Source organism: Flavobacterium sp. Sd200 (assembly GCF_009826935.1).
Lineage (GTDB): Bacteria > Bacteroidota > Bacteroidia > Flavobacteriales > Flavobacteriaceae > Flavobacterium.
Genome location: NZ_WUMN01000001.1, coordinates 1,244,013 through 1,262,539, shown reverse-complemented (window position 1 = coordinate 1,262,539; position 18,527 = coordinate 1,244,013). Strand labels below are relative to the sequence as shown.

The 18,527-nt window shown below is 39.0% G+C and carries 13 protein-coding genes; 6 read left to right on the top strand and 7 right to left on the bottom strand.

The window, feature by feature from the left end; all coding sequences use genetic code 11:
- Positions 1 to 6: 6 nt before the first annotated feature.
- Positions 7 to 864: an ATP phosphoribosyltransferase gene (gene hisG, locus GR160_RS05690; RefSeq protein WP_160748854.1), complete on the bottom strand. Its 858-nt coding sequence runs from the start codon at positions 862 to 864 to the stop codon at positions 7 to 9.
- Positions 865 to 1,186: 322 nt separating this feature from the next.
- Here hisG and GR160_RS05685 point away from each other — a divergent pair, with 322 nt between their 5' ends.
- A complete protein-coding gene (locus GR160_RS05685; RefSeq protein ID WP_160748853.1) occupies positions 1,187 to 2,227 on the top strand; it encodes a nitronate monooxygenase family protein in 1,041 nt (346 codons plus the stop codon).
- Between the two features lie 41 nt (positions 2,228 to 2,268).
- Here the strand turns inward: GR160_RS05685 and GR160_RS05680 are convergent, their stop codons facing one another.
- Entirely contained in the window at positions 2,269 to 2,937 is a 669-nt protein-coding gene (locus tag GR160_RS05680; RefSeq protein ID WP_160748852.1) for a hypothetical protein, read from the bottom strand.
- A 185-nt stretch (positions 2,938 to 3,122) separates the two neighbouring features.
- Here GR160_RS05680 and GR160_RS05675 point away from each other — a divergent pair, with 185 nt between their 5' ends.
- Positions 3,123 to 4,229, top strand: a complete 1,107-nt coding sequence (locus tag GR160_RS05675; protein WP_160748851.1) for a serine hydrolase — start codon at positions 3,123 to 3,125, stop codon at positions 4,227 to 4,229.
- A 1-nt stretch (position 4,230) separates the two neighbouring features.
- Here the strand turns inward: GR160_RS05675 and GR160_RS05670 are convergent, their stop codons facing one another.
- Positions 4,231 to 4,401, bottom strand: a complete 171-nt coding sequence (locus tag GR160_RS05670; protein ID WP_160748850.1) for a hypothetical protein — start codon at positions 4,399 to 4,401, stop codon at positions 4,231 to 4,233.
- Between the two features lie 121 nt (positions 4,402 to 4,522).
- The gene (locus tag GR160_RS05665; RefSeq protein WP_160748849.1) at positions 4,523 to 5,389 is read right to left on the bottom strand and encodes a bestrophin family protein; all 867 of its coding nucleotides are present in this window, start codon (positions 5,387 to 5,389) and stop codon (positions 4,523 to 4,525) included.
- 116 nt (positions 5,390 to 5,505) lie between these two features.
- On the opposite strand from GR160_RS05665, the gene GR160_RS05660 reads away from it, so the two are divergent.
- Positions 5,506 to 6,225: an NUDIX domain-containing protein gene (locus tag GR160_RS05660; protein ID WP_160748848.1), complete on the top strand. Its 720-nt coding sequence runs from the start codon at positions 5,506 to 5,508 to the stop codon at positions 6,223 to 6,225.
- Positions 6,226 to 6,261: 36 nt separating this feature from the next.
- Here GR160_RS05660 and GR160_RS05655 read toward each other — a convergent pair whose 3' ends face one another.
- On the bottom strand, positions 6,262 to 7,644 hold the full coding sequence (locus GR160_RS05655) for a thioredoxin-like domain-containing protein (RefSeq protein WP_160748847.1): 1,383 nt from the start codon (positions 7,642 to 7,644) through the stop codon (positions 6,262 to 6,264).
- Between the two features lie 146 nt (positions 7,645 to 7,790).
- Between GR160_RS05655 and GR160_RS05650 the strand changes: the two genes are divergently transcribed.
- From GR160_RS05650 to GR160_RS05640, 3 genes are all read left to right on the top strand, one after another.
- A complete protein-coding gene (locus GR160_RS05650) occupies positions 7,791 to 9,413 on the top strand; it encodes an ABC-F family ATP-binding cassette domain-containing protein (protein ID WP_160748846.1) in 1,623 nt (540 codons plus the stop codon).
- A gap of 131 nt (positions 9,414 to 9,544) precedes the next feature.
- Positions 9,545 to 9,988: a nucleoside deaminase gene (locus tag GR160_RS05645; protein WP_160748845.1), complete on the top strand. Its 444-nt coding sequence runs from the start codon at positions 9,545 to 9,547 to the stop codon at positions 9,986 to 9,988.
- A 262-nt stretch (positions 9,989 to 10,250) separates the two neighbouring features.
- Entirely contained in the window at positions 10,251 to 15,764 is a 5,514-nt protein-coding gene (locus GR160_RS05640) for an alpha-2-macroglobulin (protein WP_160748844.1), read from the top strand.
- Between the two features lie 68 nt (positions 15,765 to 15,832).
- Here GR160_RS05640 and GR160_RS05635 read toward each other — a convergent pair whose 3' ends face one another.
- Together GR160_RS05635 and GR160_RS05630 are read right to left on the bottom strand one after the other, a co-directional pair.
- Complete coding sequence (locus GR160_RS05635) at positions 15,833 to 18,034, bottom strand: PepSY domain-containing protein (protein ID WP_160748843.1); 2,202 nt, start codon at positions 18,032 to 18,034, stop codon at positions 15,833 to 15,835.
- A 10-nt stretch (positions 18,035 to 18,044) separates the two neighbouring features.
- On the bottom strand, positions 18,045 to 18,527 hold the full coding sequence (locus GR160_RS05630) for a DUF2271 domain-containing protein (protein WP_160748842.1): 483 nt from the start codon (positions 18,525 to 18,527) through the stop codon (positions 18,045 to 18,047).

The following is an 18,527-nucleotide window of genomic DNA, read 5'->3' as shown; positions in this document are numbered from 1 at the left end:
ATGGCCTTACAGTATCATTTTTTCTACGTTAATAACGAGTATGCCTTCGGCACCCAGTTTTTTAAGCTGATCTATTATGTCCCAAAACTGGTCTTCTTTTACTACCGAGTGTATGCTGCTCCAGCCTGTTTCTTTCAAAGGCAATATGGTAGGGCTTTTCATGCCCGGCAGTATGGCAGCTATTTTATCTACAGATTCGTTTGGGGCATTTAGCAGTATGTACTTATTTTCGGCAGCATTACGAACCGACTGTATCCTGAACAGCAGGCGTTCTAAAATATCCTGTTTTTCGGCATCAAGGGCTTTGTTGCTTATTAACACCGCTTCGCTTTTAGTAACCACTTCGACTTCTTTAAGACCGTTGATTTGCAGGGTACTGCCGGTGCTCACAATATCAAAAATACCGTCAGCAAGTCCAATGCCCGGGGCAATTTCTACGCTTCCGCCTATGGTTTCAATTTCTACATTTAGGTTATTTTCTTTAAAGAATTTATCTAAAATAACCGGATAGCTTGTGGCAATTTTTTTGTTATTAAAGTAGTCAAGTCCTTTGTAGTCAACATCTTTGGGTATGGCAAGCGACAGCCTGCAATTGGCAAACCCCAGTTTGTTTACGGTAAGTACATCTTTGTCTTTTTCCCAAACTTCGTTCTCGCCCAGTATGCCAATATCGGCAACGCCCTGTTCTACGTATTGCGGAATATCATCATCCCTTAAAAAAAGTATTTCGATAGGAAAGTTAGACGATACCGTTTTTAGCTTGCGATCGCCGTTAGAGATCTTAATGCCGCATTCGCTTAAAAGCTGTAGTGATTTTTCGCTTAGCCGTCCGTTTTTTTGTACGGCAATCTTTAATTTATTCATTGTTTTAAGGTTAAAGCCTGAATAAAAAAAGTGGGGTAGTGGTGGCGCGCTATCAACAAAAAACCCGACTGATTTTACTCAGACGGGTTTCGAAAAATATTGTTTGGTTGCTACAAATCATTTCCTACTCGCGTGTGAGCCAGTGCGTGAAATGATGATGATGTAGCTGATTGAATGTCATTTTTATTAAATTGTATCGATTTGGATACAGGGCAAATATATAAAACAAAAAATAGAAACAGTACTATATTTTATTTTTTTTCGGTTTTTGCGATGAAATGAGTACCTTCATTTGGTATTTAATGACTAAATATTTTATTAAATGGGCACTGAATTATTACAGAAGTTAGGCTGTAACTATCCCGTAATACAAGCACCTATGTTTGGAGTTACTACACCTCAAATGGTTGCTGCTGCAGGCATGGCCGGATGTTTAGGATCGGCGGCATTGGGAGACATAGGGTATGAAAAAACAGTTCAGATACTGAGAGACTGTAAAAAAATATGCAGGGAACCTTTTGCAGCAAATATTTTTGTAAATCATATTCCTCCAATTACAGAAGACTTGAGAACTAGATATAATGTTACCAAAAATATTCTGTACAATTTGGCAGAAGAGCTCAAAATTGAAGTAGACCTACCCGAAATAGATAGCACAAAGCCAGCGGGATATACAGAACAGATAGATGCCGTAATTGCAGAGGGTATAAAAGTATTGAGCTTTACTTTTGGAAACCTCGACACGGTATCAGTAAATAAACTAAAAAGCAATCGTGTTGTTTTAATTGGTACCTGTACAAGTGAGCAGGAAGCACAACAGTTGTTAGATGCCGATATCGATATTATTTGTGTGCAAGGCATTGAAGCAGGTGGGCATCGAGGTTCGTTTACGGATGAAAACATGCCCAAAATAGGAGGGATCTCGTTGTTGCAGAACATCAGAGAAATGACAACCAGACCCGTTGTTTATGCCGGAGGTATTGCGAGCAGAAAAGCTATTGAAGCAGTTAAACTTTTGGGGGCCGACGGGTTTCAGGTGGGTACGGTACTTATATGCTCCGAAGAAAGTGCCCTGACCACAGCCGAAAAGCAATGGCTTGCCTCTATTGATGAGGCTGATATTATACTCACAAAAAGTTTTTCGGGGCGTTATGCAAGAGGGGTTAAAAACGCATTCATAGACCTTTTTGAGAATTCTGATTATATTTTGCCTTACCCGTACCAAAACAAACTTACGGGGCCATTTAGAAGTGCAGCAAGGAAAGCAGGCATTACAGAATATGTTAACCTATGGACGGGACAAACCTTTCGTAATCTCAGTTTTGAATCGACAGAGAAAATACTTAGAAACTTAGTTGGGTAATCAAGGATACAGATGAACTTTACAATATAAAGATGCGATCGTTATTCTTTAATAACCATTAAAGAGGCTTTAAAACCAGTGGCAAGATTCCATTGGTTGCCGGAAATCATGTTTTCCTTGTCGTCATATACCCTGAATTCAGCAGTGTTTGGTCCTGATGTTCCTTGATTTAATGCCTCAAAATCTAATTTATTAAAACCTTCGTCCAGTGTTATTTGTACACCTTTAAAACTGTTTGTCAGATAAATTTCGTCAACAATAATACGATCGTTCACCATTATTTTTATCCTGTCTCCGTCTTCTGCACCAAAATCACGTGCCATTACCTGCATAAATTTAGATTTCGTGCGTATCTCTCCAAAAGACTGGTTGCCCCTGTATGCCTTATTCGATTCTCCTTCAGGTTTTACCGTTGTCCGATCGGCATATTCGTTAGTCCGATTTACAAACTCACTGGTTTGGTTCATACTAAAATTAGGCTTTTTTTCTCCAATAGTAATAGGGGTATAATTAAAAGACTTTTTAGTATCAGGCTTAGGTGCAAAAGGGCTGTCCGGGCTTATAGAGGTCGACGATGGTTTAACCGTAGTGTCGGGTTTTACTGTGCTTGTCCTTGGTATTGCAATACCTCCCATTGAGCCATTATCTCCCTGTGCCCACAATGAGTTTGCGGCAAGTAGCAATAAGGTCAAAAAGAGTATGTTTTTCATAAAGCCTGTTTGGAGTAAACAAAGTAACAAAAATTTTGCCAATATTTTTTTAGATCGTAGCATTCGTGAGGTTAACAGGGAATCTTATAGGGTAAAAGCATCAATATTATGCTTAAAGTAGATATATAACATGGCTATAAACTATATTTGTAAAGCACATACCTAATTATTCCTGTTTTTTACAAATGAAAATTAATATCATACGCTTTTTAGCTTTTACATCGTTATTTTTTGTGGCAACTTCCTGCAAAGTAGGCCGATTTGTTTACTATAACTTCCCAAACATTACAGACCATAAAATATTTCCTGCCCGAACAGCTGAAGCTTCGGAAGAAAAACACCACTTTCTGACCACAGATAAGCCAAAAGTACCTAAAAGTTTTACTGTTGGAGGCAAAGAAACACAGTTTGAATACTATCTTGAAAAAAATAATTCGGTGGCGTTTATGATCATTAAAAATGATACCATACAGTATGAAAAATATTTTAATGGTTATAATGAAGAGTCTGTTGTTGCTTCGTTTTCAATGGCAAAATCGGTAACTTCATTACTTGTAGGATGTGCGCTCGATGATGGTATTATCCGGTCGGTAGAAGAACCGATAGTTAATTATGTACCTGAGTTTGCTGATAAGCCCGGTTTTGAAAAGATAACGATTAAAAACCTGCTGCAAATGACCAGCGGTATTAAATGCAGTGAAAATTATTACAGCCCTTTTAGCGATGCGGCAACTTACTATTATGGTACGGATGTACGCAAGTTTATATTTAAGCGAGAGCTTGAACATAAGCCAGGAACATATCATATTTACAGCAGTGGCGACACCCAAATACTGGGGCTTGTACTGGAAAGAGCACTGAAAGGAAAAAGTATAACTGCTTATCTTGAAGAAAAAGTGTGGAAACCTATGGGTATGGAGTATGATGCTACATGGAGCATAGATAATAAAGACAATGGGCTCGAAAAAACATTTTGCTGCCTTAATGCCCGTGCCCGTGATTTTGCCCGTTTAGGGAGTCTGTATCTTCATAAAGGAAACTGGAATGGCAGGCAGATTGTGAGTAAAGAATGGGTTGAAGTATCTACAACTCCTGATTTGATAGAGGGAGGCGTTATAAATTACAAATATCAGTGGTGGTTGCAGGCCGACGGCAGCTATTTGGCGAAAGGAACTTTGGGGCAATACATTTATGTGAACCCTGCAAAAAAACTTATTATAGTGCGCCTGGGTGAAAACTACGGAAATGCAGACTGGCTAAGAATATTTGAATCTTTGGCCGCTAATTATTAAATTATTTGTGTCGGCTTGAGCGGCTTCCTTCTGCATTCCAATCGGTGGTGCTGTCTCTACGGTCTCTGAAATCGGGGCGTACAACCTGTCCCAATTTGTTATAATGTACATTGTTGTTTACATTATCGTTAGTGCTTGTGGTAGCATGCGGTGTCTTTTTATCTGTGTTCATAACATTACATTTTGACTAAATTACTAATCGTTTAAGAATGTGATGTTAAATTTAGGATAAATATCTTTTAATAATATGCTTTTCAGGGTGTTTTTGTAAAGTAAAATCTTGAATTAGAGATTTATGATAAGATCTCTTCAATATTTTTCTTAATATTCTCAGCTATTTTTTCTAAAGGCAGGTCGTTAGCATCTGTTCCAAAAGGGTCTTCTATTTCCTCTGCAATAAGTTCTAAACTTGCCAGCACATAAAAAACAAATACTACTACAGGAATTACATAATAGCCCAGTTGAAACACATAACCAAAAGGCAGTGTCATTACATACATAAAAATAAACTTTTTTATGAAGGCACTATACGAGTAAGGTATAGGAGTATTTTTAATACGCTCGCAGGCACCGCATACCTCTGTAAAGCTCAATACTTCTGTATTAAGTATTATAAGTTGGTCACCTGTAATTTTGCCGTTTTTATAGAGGTCATTAAGGTTAGAGATCATAGACTTTGCTAAACGATTAGGTTGGTGTTTGTAATGCGGATGGGCAAGTAGGGTATCATCAAACAGTTCATGGCTAATATCGGCATCTTTAAGATGTTGGTTTAAAACAGATGCGTAAGCAGGAATGAGCTTTCTAAAAGCAGCTTTATCTTTTTCATCGGTAAGCATTGCCGATAGTTTCAGGGCAAAGTTGCGGCTGTTATTAACCAAAGAGCCCCACATACGGCGACCTTCCCACCAGCGGTCGTAAGCAGTGTTAGTTCTAAAAACCAACAGCATAGAAATAACAAAACCAAGCATAGTGTGCATTAAAGATATGTTTTTTACATAGCTGGTTTCCGGCAATTTAAAATATTCTTTTTCAAGATAGGCCACACCCCAGCAATAAATGGCAATTGCTGCCATTACAGGTAATAACTTGCGGAAAGTATCTCCTTTATGAAATTGAAAGATAAGCGAAAACCACTCTTTAGGGTTGTAAGACCTCATAAAACTGAATATAAATAGCAAATCAAAATTAATTTATTTTTCTTATCGTCATTAAGTAATAATCTTAATAATTATGTTGTTTGATTTTAGTATATTCGCCCGTATCTAATATAGTTATGTTAAAAAAGTTTATAGATCAGGAGTCGGGCAGGGTGGTAGAGCGCAGTGTGATGAACTCTATTACAATAGATTGTGTTGTTTTTGGCTTTGATAAAGGCAGCCTTGAAGTACTTTTAGTGCAACATGCCGATGGTATTAGCAAAGGACAATGGGGTCTGCCGGGAGGATGGATAAAAGAAACCGAAGGTATAGACGATGCAGCGCAAAGACTGCTTGCCAACCTTACAGGAGTAGATCATATTTTTTTGGAACAGCTTAAAGCCTTTGGACAGCCTAAACGTTTTCCGCTGGCAAGGGTAATCACTATTGGTTATTATGCTCTTGTTAAAAGAGAAGATTATAATGTAATTGCAGGTTTTACTGCATCTGATGCCAAGTGGTATAAAATTGCCGATGTACCTAAACTAATTTACGACCATAACGAAATATTAGACTATAGCCTGGAAACACTACGTAACAAGGTGCGCCAGGCACCTATTGGATTTAATCTTTTACCTCAAAAATTTACATTGTTAGAACTCATGCAACTTTACGAAGAAATTTTAGGTATAACCATGGACAAATCTAATTTTAGGCGTAAGTTTTTAAGAATGAAACTGCTTTTGCCTTTACAGGAAAAACAGACTGATGTTTGGCATCGCGCAGCGCAGCTGTATGAATTTGACCAGAATATTTATGAAAACCTGACAAAAAAAGGTTTTACATTTGAGTTTTAAAACACTTGGCTTAATTTAACTTTTTGAAAAATCACACTAAAGTGACTTTTCAAAATCATCGTCCAGCAAATTAGTAAAAGCATTTTTAATACTACCATTGCTGTTAAGAATAATAGTGCGCTTTATTTTGGTTATTACCCACTTTTCGCGAAGCTCATCAAAGTTAGTGCTACGAAGCTCTAATACATTTTCTGTTTTGTATTTAGTTAAAGTGCTTTTCCATTCGGCATCGCTGTCAACATTTATGGCAATAAAATCAACATTGGGATATTTTTGTTTTAGTTCGCTTATCTTTTCATAAGCATGCTCTGTATGGGCACGGGCACAGCTTGTCCAAAAAAATAGAACAGTTTCTTCTTTAATATCCTTTAAGTTAAAAGTTTTTCCCGTACTATCAACCAAGGGTATAGAAGGCAAGTCACTGCCGGGTTTGAGATTTTTTATGGCCTCACCGATTTTTCGGATTTCGTTATCGGCATTTTTATCGCTTGAAAGTTGCATGTAGCGATCCAAAAACTTTTGGTTGTTAGCCATGTTTTGGTCTTCTAAAAGATAGTTAAATGCAAGTGCATTAAGTACTTCGTTTTTAACGGCTTTGTTTTTAAATACAGAATCGGCAATGTCAAGTTTAGAAATATTATCCCTGAAAGAACTCTCCTCGGCCATACCGTCTTTATAATAACGTGTAATAGCCATGTTATTTATCATTGCAGTCAAATAGCGCAGGTAGGGCGAATATCCTACCAAATTATCATCATTGAGGTTTATGTCTCTCCTGAAACTGTAGAAATCTTTAGGTAGTTTTTCTGTCACATCTATACCGGAACGACGTCCGTGTATGTATGGGTAATATTCTTTTTTAGAAAAGTAGTTTAGCATTAACCTCAGTTTTGCATAGGCATCAAAACCATTACTCCACTGTATATCTTTTTTGTTCTTTTCATAAAATGCTTTACGTAAAGCATAAGACGAATCGATGGTTTTAATAAACTTTTCAGGATCATAATTATATATCCCATACGATTTTTCCCTGTCGGCATCATGAGCCATGAACAGCTCCATCATAAAGTTGTTCTTACGTTCGCCACGGCCTGTAAATACTATAGATCGGTCAAAATCATCAGTATTTATGGTAACCATCAGGCTGTCGTTTCGGTCAAAATAAACATACTGGTATTCGGGCTCGTGCTTAAAACTGTATAGTCCCGGGGTAAGCGAATCAAATTTTATAAAAAAACGGTTGTTTTTGTCAAGGGGCAAAGTGTCAATAACCTTATTGCCTTTACTAAACAGTACATACCTTACATGTGGGTTAGCTACCTGACCGCCAAAATAGGCACTATAATCTTCTTTTTTGCTGCATGAACACAGCATTAATAAAAGCGTAAGTGTAAAACCGGTTTTGAGTGAGTAATACATTAAGGTAATTTAAGGTGCAAAGGCAAAAATATTTTTATTCTTTGGTTGTTGTTGTTAAAACCGCGTTAAAATAAGCTTAACAATGCTAATATAAATGCAAACTAAATAACTCGTTTAATTTTTATACTTTTGCAAAAAACTTAACAATGCTATCAGTTTCAAATTTATCGGTGCAATTCGGTAAACGAATTTTATTCGACGAAGTTAATACTACTTTCACGCAGGGCAACTGCTATGGTATAATAGGTGCCAATGGTGCCGGAAAATCTACTTTCTTAAAAATTATTGCAGGAGATGTAGATCCTACATCAGGTCACGTACATCTGGAACCGGGTAAGCGTATGAGTGTTCTTAACCAGAACCATAATATGTTTGACGAAAATACAGTTCTTGAAACCGTAATGATGGGGAACAAAACCCTGTTTGCCGTTAAAAAAGAAATGGATGAGATATACCTTAAACCAGACTTTAGTGATAAAGATTCGGACAGGGTAGGTGAGTTGCAGGTTATTTTTGAAGAAATGAACGGCTGGAATGCCGACTCTGATGCGGCTGCGTTACTATCAAGCCTTGGTATTGGCGAAGAGCATCATTATACACTAATGGGAGACCTTGACGGTAAGCTAAAAGTAAGGGTGCTATTGGCACAGGCTTTATTTGGCAACCCGGATGTGCTTATTATGGATGAGCCTACCAACGACCTGGATTTTGAAACCATTAGTTGGTTAGAGAATTTCCTTGCAAATTATGAAAATACTGTAATTGTAGTATCGCACGACAGGCACTTTTTAGACGCGGTATGTACACATATATCAGATATCGATTTTGGTAAAGTAAACCAATACAGCGGTAACTATACATTTTGGTATGAGAGTAGCCAGCTTGCCGCAAGGCAGCGTGCCCAGCAAAACAAAAAGGCTGAGGAAAAGAAAAAAGAGCTACAGGAATTTATTATGCGTTTTAGTGCAAACGTGGCTAAGTCTAAACAGGCTACAAGCCGTAAAAAAATGCTTGAAAAACTTAAGGTTGACGATATTAAACCTTCAAGCCGCAGATATCCTGCCATTATTTTTGACCAGGAACGTGAGGCCGGAGACCAGATACTTAATGTAAAAGACCTAAGTGCATCTATAGATGGTGAAATACTGTTTAAAAATGTAGACCTTAACATGGCTAAGGGCGACAAGGTTGTTGTTTTCTCTAAAGACAGCCGTGCTACTACAGCTTTCTACCAAATTATAAACGGTAACCAAATGCAGGACAGTGGTACTTTTGAGTGGGGTATAACTACAATACAAAGCTACCTTCCGGCAGATAATCATGAGTTTTTTGAGAATGATCTTACGTTGGTAGACTGGCTTCGCCAATGGGCTACAACAGAAGAGGAGCGCGATGAAGTATATCTTCGTGGCTTTTTAGGCAAGATGATATTTAGTGGCGAAGAAGCGCTTAAAACCGGAAGAGTACTTTCGGGAGGTGAAAAAGTGCGTTGTATGCTTAGCCGCATGATGATGCTTCGCGCTAACGTGCTTATGCTTGATGAACCTACCAACCACCTTGACCTTGAAAGTATTACTGCTTTTAATAACTCGCTTAAAAACTTTAAAGGATCGGTATTATTTACAACGCACGACCACGAGTTTGCACAAACTGTTGCAAACCGTGTGCTTGAAATTACGCCAAAAGGTGTTATAGACCGCTACATGACGTTTGATGATTATCTTGACGACGAAAAAATACAGGAGCTTAGAAAGAAAATGTATGCTTAATAAAGTTGCATAGAAACTTAGCTGCTTAGATATTAAAGAAGTCCTGTGAGTATAATACTTACAGGATTTTTTGCATTATGTATCTTCAGGTATATTTGTTCATACATTTTTCAATGTATCTTTACCCTGTAATGGAAAACATTTTTACCGACGAATATTTTATGCGTAAAGCCCTGCAGGAGGCACAAGTTGCTTTTGATAAGGGCGAAATACCTGTGGGTGCACTTGTGGTGGTTAATGATAAAGTTATTGCACGTACCCACAACCTTACAGAATTACTGCACGATGTTACCGCACATGCCGAAATGCAGGCTATAACCAGTGCCGCTAACTTTTTGGGCGGAAAATATCTTACCGGGTGTACGCTCTATGTTACACTCGAGCCTTGCCAGATGTGCGCAGGCGCGTTGTATTGGAGTCAGGTAAGTAAAGTAGTTTTTGGAGCGTCTGATGAGCAGCGCGGCTATCGTGCTATGGGTGGAAAGCTACACCCTAAAACTACCGTGGTTACAGGTATTCTTGCCGATGAATGCTCTATTTTAGTAAAAGATTTTTTTAAGCAACGAAGGGGCTAATATTCAGCTATTAGCACTCTTAAAAAATGTCTGTAAATATTTATATATAACTTCACAATATTTGCAGCATATTGTTAGTTATAGCAAAAAATACAGCCTCTTTTTTAACATAAAAGACGTTGGATTACAGCTGAAATAGCGACTGTAATTCTGGTAAAATAAAATGTTAAAAAAAGTTTCAGGCCTGTACATTTTAAAAAACAAACCGTATTTTTAGAGTAACAAGCTGTTCTTAACCAATAACCAAACCTGCCACGGCCTTATGAAATCTACAAAACTGATACTGTTTTTAACAGCTATCACACTGCTGCTGCATTCCTGCAACAAAAAATCTGCAAAAGATTTTGATTCTAATCCTGAATTATATCGTGATTTTATTACCAGCTATTCATCCGGTTTTGTATCTGCTAAAGCCGATGTTATGGTTGGGCTTGCGTTCACAAAAAAAGAGTGGCAACCCAATCAGGAACTCGAAAGCAATTATTTCAGCATTTCGCCTTCGGCAGAAGGAAAAGTACTCTTTTTGCCCGATAATAAAATAGCATTCCGTCCTGCTAAAGGCGGACTTAAACAGGATACCGAATATCAGGTAACGCTGCATCTCTCTAAATTTATTAAAGTACCTGACAGCCTGAGCGATTTTAATTTTACCGTCAGGACTTTTAAACAGGATTTTACCATAGTAACACACGACTTACAGTCGTATAGCCGTGACTTGCAATATGTCAACGCATTATTGCGTGCCAGCGACGTTATGGATCTTGCCACGGCAAAAAAGCTGGTAACCGTTACTCACAACGGTAAAAAGCTTCCATTGCGCTTTGAAGGTAATAGTCCTGCATCAGGAGAGTTTCATTTTATAATAGACAGTATTCAGCGTCAGGTTCAGGATACTAAGCTGAGCATAAACTGGAATGGAAAACCATATGATATTGATACTGAGGGGGCAGATGAATACCTGATTCCCGGTAAGGATAACTTTAAGGTGCTTAGCGTTCAGCCTGCTGAGGGCGACAACCAGACACTGCTTATTAATTTTTCCGATCCTGTGCGTAAAGACCAGAATTTTAGTGGTTTGGTGTCGGTAGGCAACCTGCAAAATCTAAAATATACTGCTAACGGCAATCTTTTAAAAGTGTTTTTTGCCGATCCGCTTAATGGGAGTTATTTAACCGAAGTTTTTCAGGGTATTGAAAGCACTGAAGGTTTTAAGACAAGAGAAACCTATAGCGAAAACATATCTTTTGAGCAGCTAAAACCCGAGATACGTTTTATTAAAAGCGGTACGATACTGCCGGCATCAAGCAATCTTAAAATAAACTTTGAGGCCGTAAACCTTAGTGCTGTAGATGTAAAAGTGTATCGTATTTTTGAGAACAACGTTATGCAATTCCTTCAGGAAAACGAGCTAAGCAGCCGTTACGGACTTCGCAATGTTTCGCTGCCTGTGGCTAAAACCAAGCTGGTGCTTAACACCAACAAAATGACAAATTATGCCAAATGGAATGCTTTTGCACTCGATCTGTCTAAAATAATTAAGCCCGAACCGGGTGCTATTTATCATATTAAGCTTTCTATGCGCCCTTCATATTCTATCTATAAATGCGATGATAACGCAACTCTTAAAAAAGCAGACGAAAGCGAAGAGGAGGCAGAAGAAGAACCCGAATATGACTACAGCGAATATGATGAAGACTATGGCTACTATCATGACGATTATGATTGGCAGGAGCGCGAAAACCCATGCACTACTTCTTATTACTACAACCGTGAGGTACAAACCAATGTACTTGCCAGCGATTTAGGCGTTATTGCTAAAAAAGGCGAAGACAATAGCTTTTTATTTGCTGTTACCAGCATAACAACCACCCAGCCTATAGAAACTGCAACTGTGGAGTTGTACAATCTGCAAAGGCAAAAACTGGTATCAGGAACTACCAATGGTGAGGGTATAGTAACACTGTCGTCAGATAAAAAGCCGTTTTTTGCCATTGTTAAAAAAGGCAGTAACACTACTTATGTAAAACTTTATGAAGGCAATGCGCAATCAGTCAGTAATTTTGATGTAGATGGTGCCAAGCTGCAAAAAGGACTTAAGGGCTACATATATGGTGAACGAGGTGTTTGGCGTCCGGGTGATACGTTATATCTCGGTTTTATATTAAATGATAAAGCAGCTAAACTGCCGTCTTCGCATCCTATAAAACTACGTGTTAACGATCCGCAGGGCAAAACCGTTTTTACGGCCGTGCAAAGCTACAATCAAAAGAACCATTTTAAGTTTGTTGTATCTACACAGCAAAGTGCTGCTACAGGAAATTGGGAGGCGAGGATATCTATTGGAGGGGCACACTTTTATAAGAGCCTTAAAATAGAGACCATTAAACCCAATCGACTTAAAATAAAGAATGGTTTTGAGGGCAAAACGCTTTCGGCAAATGCCAAAACTACAGGTAATGTAAATGTTACCTGGCTGCATGGTGCTATTGCAAAGGGACTCAAGATAGAAATGCAGGCAAAGTTCATAAAACAAAAAACCGATTTTAAAGGCTACCTAAATTATATTTTTGACGATCCTGCCCAAAATTTCAGTACGGAAGAAGTTAATATTTTTAGTGGTGTTACCGATGATAACGGTAATGCAACCGTAACTTTAGAACCTAAACTAAAAAGCCGGGCACCAGGATTATTAAAGGCCGCCATTATTACTAAAGCTTATGAAAAAGGAGGCGATTTTAGTACCGATGTTATACAGGCAAACTATTCTCCTTATGATACTTATGTAGGGGTAAAATTGCCGCAGGGCAACCGCTATGGCATGCTCGAAACAGGCAAAAGCAACCGTATAGATGTAGCCACCGTAAATGAGGCAGGTAAACCTAAAGGCAATCGCAGGCTCGATGTAAAAGTATATACCGTTGAGTGGCGTTGGTGGTGGGATGCGAGCCACGATAATGTATCGTCTTACAGTAATGCGGTTTCCAATACGCCGTTTTACAGCCAGACTATTCTAACCGATGCCAATGGCAAGGCCAGTTTTAACTTTAGTACAGGTGAAGACCAGTGGGGCAACTACCTTATTCGCGTTACTGATACCGAAAGTGGACATTCAGCCGGATCTACCGTGCTGATAGACTACCCTTATTGGAGTGGACGCACCCGTAGCAATAATGGTGAAGAAGCAAAAATGCTGATGTTTAGTACTGATAAAGAAAAATATAATGTTGGCGAGAATGTACAGGTCGCCTTCCCGTCAAGCGAAGGGGGCAGGGCATTAATATCGTTAGAAAGCGGTAGTAAAGTAGTAAAATCGCTTTGGGCACCAACTACAAAAGGCGAAACAAAGGTAACCATACCTGTAACCGCCAATATGGCTCCCAATGTATATGTGCACATAACGTTGCTTCAACCGCATGCTAATACATTAAACGATTCGCCAATTCGTCTTTATGGTATAGTACCTATTGAGGTGGTAGACAAAAACACTATACTGCAACCACAAATAAGCATGCCTGCCACACTTAAGCCCGAACAAAAAGCAACCATAAAGGTTAGTGAAAAAACAGGCAAAGCCATGACTTACACGCTTGCTATTGTAGATGACGGTTTGCTTGACCTTACGCGTTTTAAAACCCCTAATGCATGGGATAGTTTTTATGCCAAAGAGGCGCTGGGTGTAAAAACATGGGATATATATGATGATGTTATAGGTGCCTATGGAGGACAAATAAATCAAATATTCAGCATTGGTGGTGATGCCGACCTTGGTGGCGGTCAGGCAAAAAAAGCTAACCGCTTTAAGCCAGTGGTAATGTATATGGGACCATACACTATTGGTAAAGGAGAAACGCGCATACATAACATTAAACTGCCACAGTATGTAGGTTCAGTGCGTACTATGGTTGTGGCAGCCAATGCAGATGCAAGTGCCTATGGCATGGCCGAGAAAACCACACCTGTGCGCAGCCCACTAATGCTTTTAGCATCACTGCCTCGAAAAGTTACGCCTAAAGAAAAGGTAACGCTGCCTGTAACGCTGTTTGCTATGGAAAACAGTATTAAAAATGTAACCCTGCAGGTAAAAACCAACAATGCCTTTAGGGTAATAGGTCCTTCTGTACAAACCGTAAGCTTTGCAAGACCGGAGGAAAAAGTGGCTTATTTTGACCTTGAAGTAAATGATCTTACCGGTATTGGTAAGGTAACTGTAACCGCTACAAGTGGTAAAGATAAAGCAAGCTACGATGTAGAGCTCGATGTGATGAACCCTAACCCTGTAACGCAAAACTATAAAGAAGTGGTATTGGAACCAAGTAAACAGACTACTATAAATTGGAGTTCATTTGGTGTAAAAGGTACAAATAAGGCAAGGCTTGAAGTATCATCATTGCCATCGATAGATTTTAACCGCAGGCTTGATTACCTTATACAATATCCGCATGGGTGTGTGGAACAAACTACCTCATCGGTGTTTCCGCAATTATACCTTGCAGATATTGCCGATGTAGATGCCGCGCGCAAAACCAAAATACAGCGCAATATTACTGCCGCCATACAAAGGTTGGGGCAGTTTCAGGTAGCGTCGGGCGGGTTTTCTTACTGGCCGGGTCAGCCTGAACCCGATGATTGGGGTTCAAGCTATGCAGGTCATTTTCTGATTGAGGCTGAGAAAAAGGGGTATGCGCTGCCGTCAAATGCTAAAAAACAGTGGTTAAGCTATCAGCAGAAAAATGCGCGCGCATGGCGATATTTTAAAGAGTATCGAAATGATTTTGCTCAGGCTTATCGTCTTTACACGTTGGCACTTGCCGGAAGCCCTGACCTTTCGTCGATGAACAGATTGCGCGAAACATCGGGTATAAGTAATGAGAGCAGGCTGCGCCTTGCTGCCGCCTATGCATTGGCAGGTCAGAAAGCAGTGGGGCAGGAGTTGTTAAGCCAAAGTACACTTGATGATATCGGCAATGGCTATGACTATTATTACTACGGCTCACCCGACCGTAACAGGGCTATGGCTTTGGAAACACTGGTTATACTTGGTCAAAAGGCAAAAGCATTTGCTGAGGCCACAAAGCTTGCTAAAGCAATGTCCTCTAACCAATGGATGAGTACCCAAACAACTGCTTACAGCCTGTATGCCATGAGTAAATTTGCAAAAGCAAACGGTAGCAAGGGTATTGATGTTAGCTATACTGAAAAGGGCAAAACGCAATCAGTTAAAACCAATAAAGCTTTTGCCGACAGGCCATTGCAGTCTGCTGGTAATAATTCGGTTATAATTAAGAATAATCAGCAGGGCACGTTATATATTAAAGTAGCTTACAGTGGTGTGTTACCTGTAGGGCAGGAACTGGCTGAAGAGCGAGGGCTTTCAACATCTATTGTATTTAAGGATAGGGGTGGTAAAATTATTGATGCATCGGCACTGGCGCAGGGCACTGAGTTTGTAGCTGAGGTTATGGTGAGTAATAGTGAAGGGGAGTATGTGGAGAATGTTGCACTCACGCAAATTATACCATCGGGTTGGGAAATTGTGAACACACGTTTTACTGACTTTGGCAGCTTTGCAGAGAACAATGTTGATTATACAGATATTCGTGATGACAGAACGAATTTTTATTTCTCACTAAAATCAAGGGAAACCAAGGTTTTCAGGATATTGCTGAATGCCAGTTATCCGGGTAGCTACTATTTACCCGGAGTACAGTGCGAGGCTATGTATGACAATTCGTTTTTGGCAAGAACCAAAGGCCAGTGGGTTAAAGTAGTGAGATAAGCTAACACTTTATCATATAAACAAAACCTCGTAAAAATATTTTTTACGAGGTTTCTTATTATAAGCGGTTAGTAACAATCAGTTAATACCTGACCGTTGTCTTTATAGTATGAAAGGCTTTTATTATTTTGTTCCTGGCAAATTGTATCGAGCGTAATTTCAACGTCCTGCTGCATTACTAATGAACCGCAAATCATAATAACCCCTCCTTTTTTTAGTATTGCCGCAAAAAAAGCAGCATCATTATAGATCAGGTCCATTACATAGCATAGGTTTGCCTCACGCGAAAAGGCAATATGAAAACTTTCAAGCTGTTTTTTTTGGGTTTGTTGTGCTGCAAATTCCCTGTGGTGCAGAGTTGTTTCTGTTTCCCGACGGAAACCACAATACAAATGTGTTTCAGTCTTTTTAGAGTTTTGTGCTATCATGCCTAAAAATGGTGCTACTCCCGTTCCGTTAGCGATCATTATGACTGCCGATGCCTTTTTAGGGAAATGGAATGCTTTATTCCGTATAATGCGTGCCTTAATGGTTAATCCTGCTGTAAGATTATATAAATATCCCGATCCTAAACCGCCTTCATATAATTTTACAACAAGTTGTATGTTTCCATTTACCTTGCCAATAGAATACAGACGTTCGCGATTATCGTTTGCCGGATATATAGCTAGTAGATCACCCGAGGTAAATTTGGTTCTTGCACCTGTGCGAATGGTAATAGTAAAAGTTTGGTCTGTGGCATTTACTAAGGTTTTATCTAAAACCATTATTTTTTCTAAATCAGCTGGTTTTTCCTTATACAATGCAGGAGTGGTGGCAAGAGATATCTGCGTTCTTTCTCCCCATTTTTTTGCCCAGTCTGCAAATTGAGTGGCTGATTTATCGTCTACCGTATGCAGGTTTAAAAAGTGTTTAGCCCAAGGCTGTGCAATTAGAAGCCTTTCGACTTCTTTGGCATACCCGCAAAAATCGGCATAAGCCTGAGATCCAAATCCAACTACTGATATATTTACAGTTTGCTCCTGTGGATATTTGGCTAACAGAGCTGCAAACTTAGTAGCATTGGAAGGTGCATCGCCTAAACCATGAGTAGAAGTAAGTACAATTATATGTTGTGCTTTTGGATAAATATTGTACTCATTAAGCTGCGTAATGTGGCTGGTTTCATTGTTAGATAATAGCTGCTTGTGTATGGCATTGGCGAAACCTAAAGTACTGCCGTTTTCTGATCCTACCAATAATATATATTTACTGTGTATGGCTTTATGCCTGTTCTTTAATTTTACTGCCCTGCGCTTTAAAGTCATTTTAAAGCCGGAATAAATAAAATACAGTATATTAACCGATGCTATTGCTAATATAATTGCCCATAAAATATTTGTGCGGCCTGTATGCAGATCGAGGCTTAAATTTGCAAGCAGTAGGGTAGAGGGATGCTTAACCTCACTAAGAATTTCTCCGTTAAACTGATTTACAACAATTTCACGTTCTTTTAGTTTTAAAGTATAGTATTCTTCCGGATCATCGGCAAACGGGAATTCAATTTTTTCGACATCAGTTAAAAACGTTTTTTGAAATATACTAAATCCTGCTATGTCTTTTTGAACAGGTGAATTCTCCAGATTTTCGGTATTTATTTTATGATTTACCTTGTGCTCAGGAAAAAGTTTAAACCTCTCTAAAGATAAATAGGTGCCGCTTACGGCGATGATAAGTATAGGGATAAGTAAAATCCTGCCTGCCACAACGTGGTAATACTGGGCAAAATAGTCTTTTATAACTTTAGAAAAAAACCGTTTAAGCCCACGCTGCCGTTGAATGACAAGTGCCATTCCTGATAAAGCTATCAGGATAAGTAAAAACGAATTGATGCCTATTATGATTCTTCCGGTTTCATGAAGAAATAGCGAACGATGCAACGACGTTATCCATTGTATAAATTCGCTTTTTTTTATAGGCTCACCCAGTATTTTGCCCGTTGCAGGGTCTATGTATGCATTAACATCGTTACCGTCGTTGTCAAGCCCCTGTAATGTAACAAACTGGTTTTGGTCTATGCTTATTTCAGTAATTTCAGGATATTGTTTGCGCAAAACAGGGAGTGTTTGTGCAAGTGTAATATCATCAAAATTATGCACCCGGTATGGCGGTATTTTTTGGTTTATTGCATCTATTGCAAGTATAGTACCTGTAGTTGATGCCAGTGCTAAAAATAAAAAAGAAAATACCGCCAGTGCCAAATGTGCATAGCGCCAAACAGAGAGCGTCATTTATTGTTTGCTATTGAATTTTGCTGAATCTTACGTATCTGATATAGCCTTTACCTTCGGCCTTTTCTGCAAGGGCTTCGGTTGTTAAAGGTATTTCTACGTCGTCAACATGATATTTCTGGTCTTCGACTGCAGTTTCAAAACGCAGTTTATAACCTTTATTTAGCTTATTGTCTTCTATTTCCATGGTGGTAACACTGCGGTCTCCACCTGTAACAGATGCGCCTGTTTTAGCACTTATGTTTGGCCTTTTAGAATATACTTTGTACCATTCTTTAAGAGTGTTGTACCATTTTTTATCATCGCCCATTACATAAAGCGTTTTTTCATATTCGCCTTTTGGGTTTATGATAGATACAACAACATAGGCACCTTCGCCCACATAGTTAGACATTTGCAGCATGCATTTGTATTTAGTCGATTGTGCAGATGCGCTGAAGGTAAAACAGCTTAAAAGCACTACTGCTAGACAAGATCTCAATAATAACTTCAT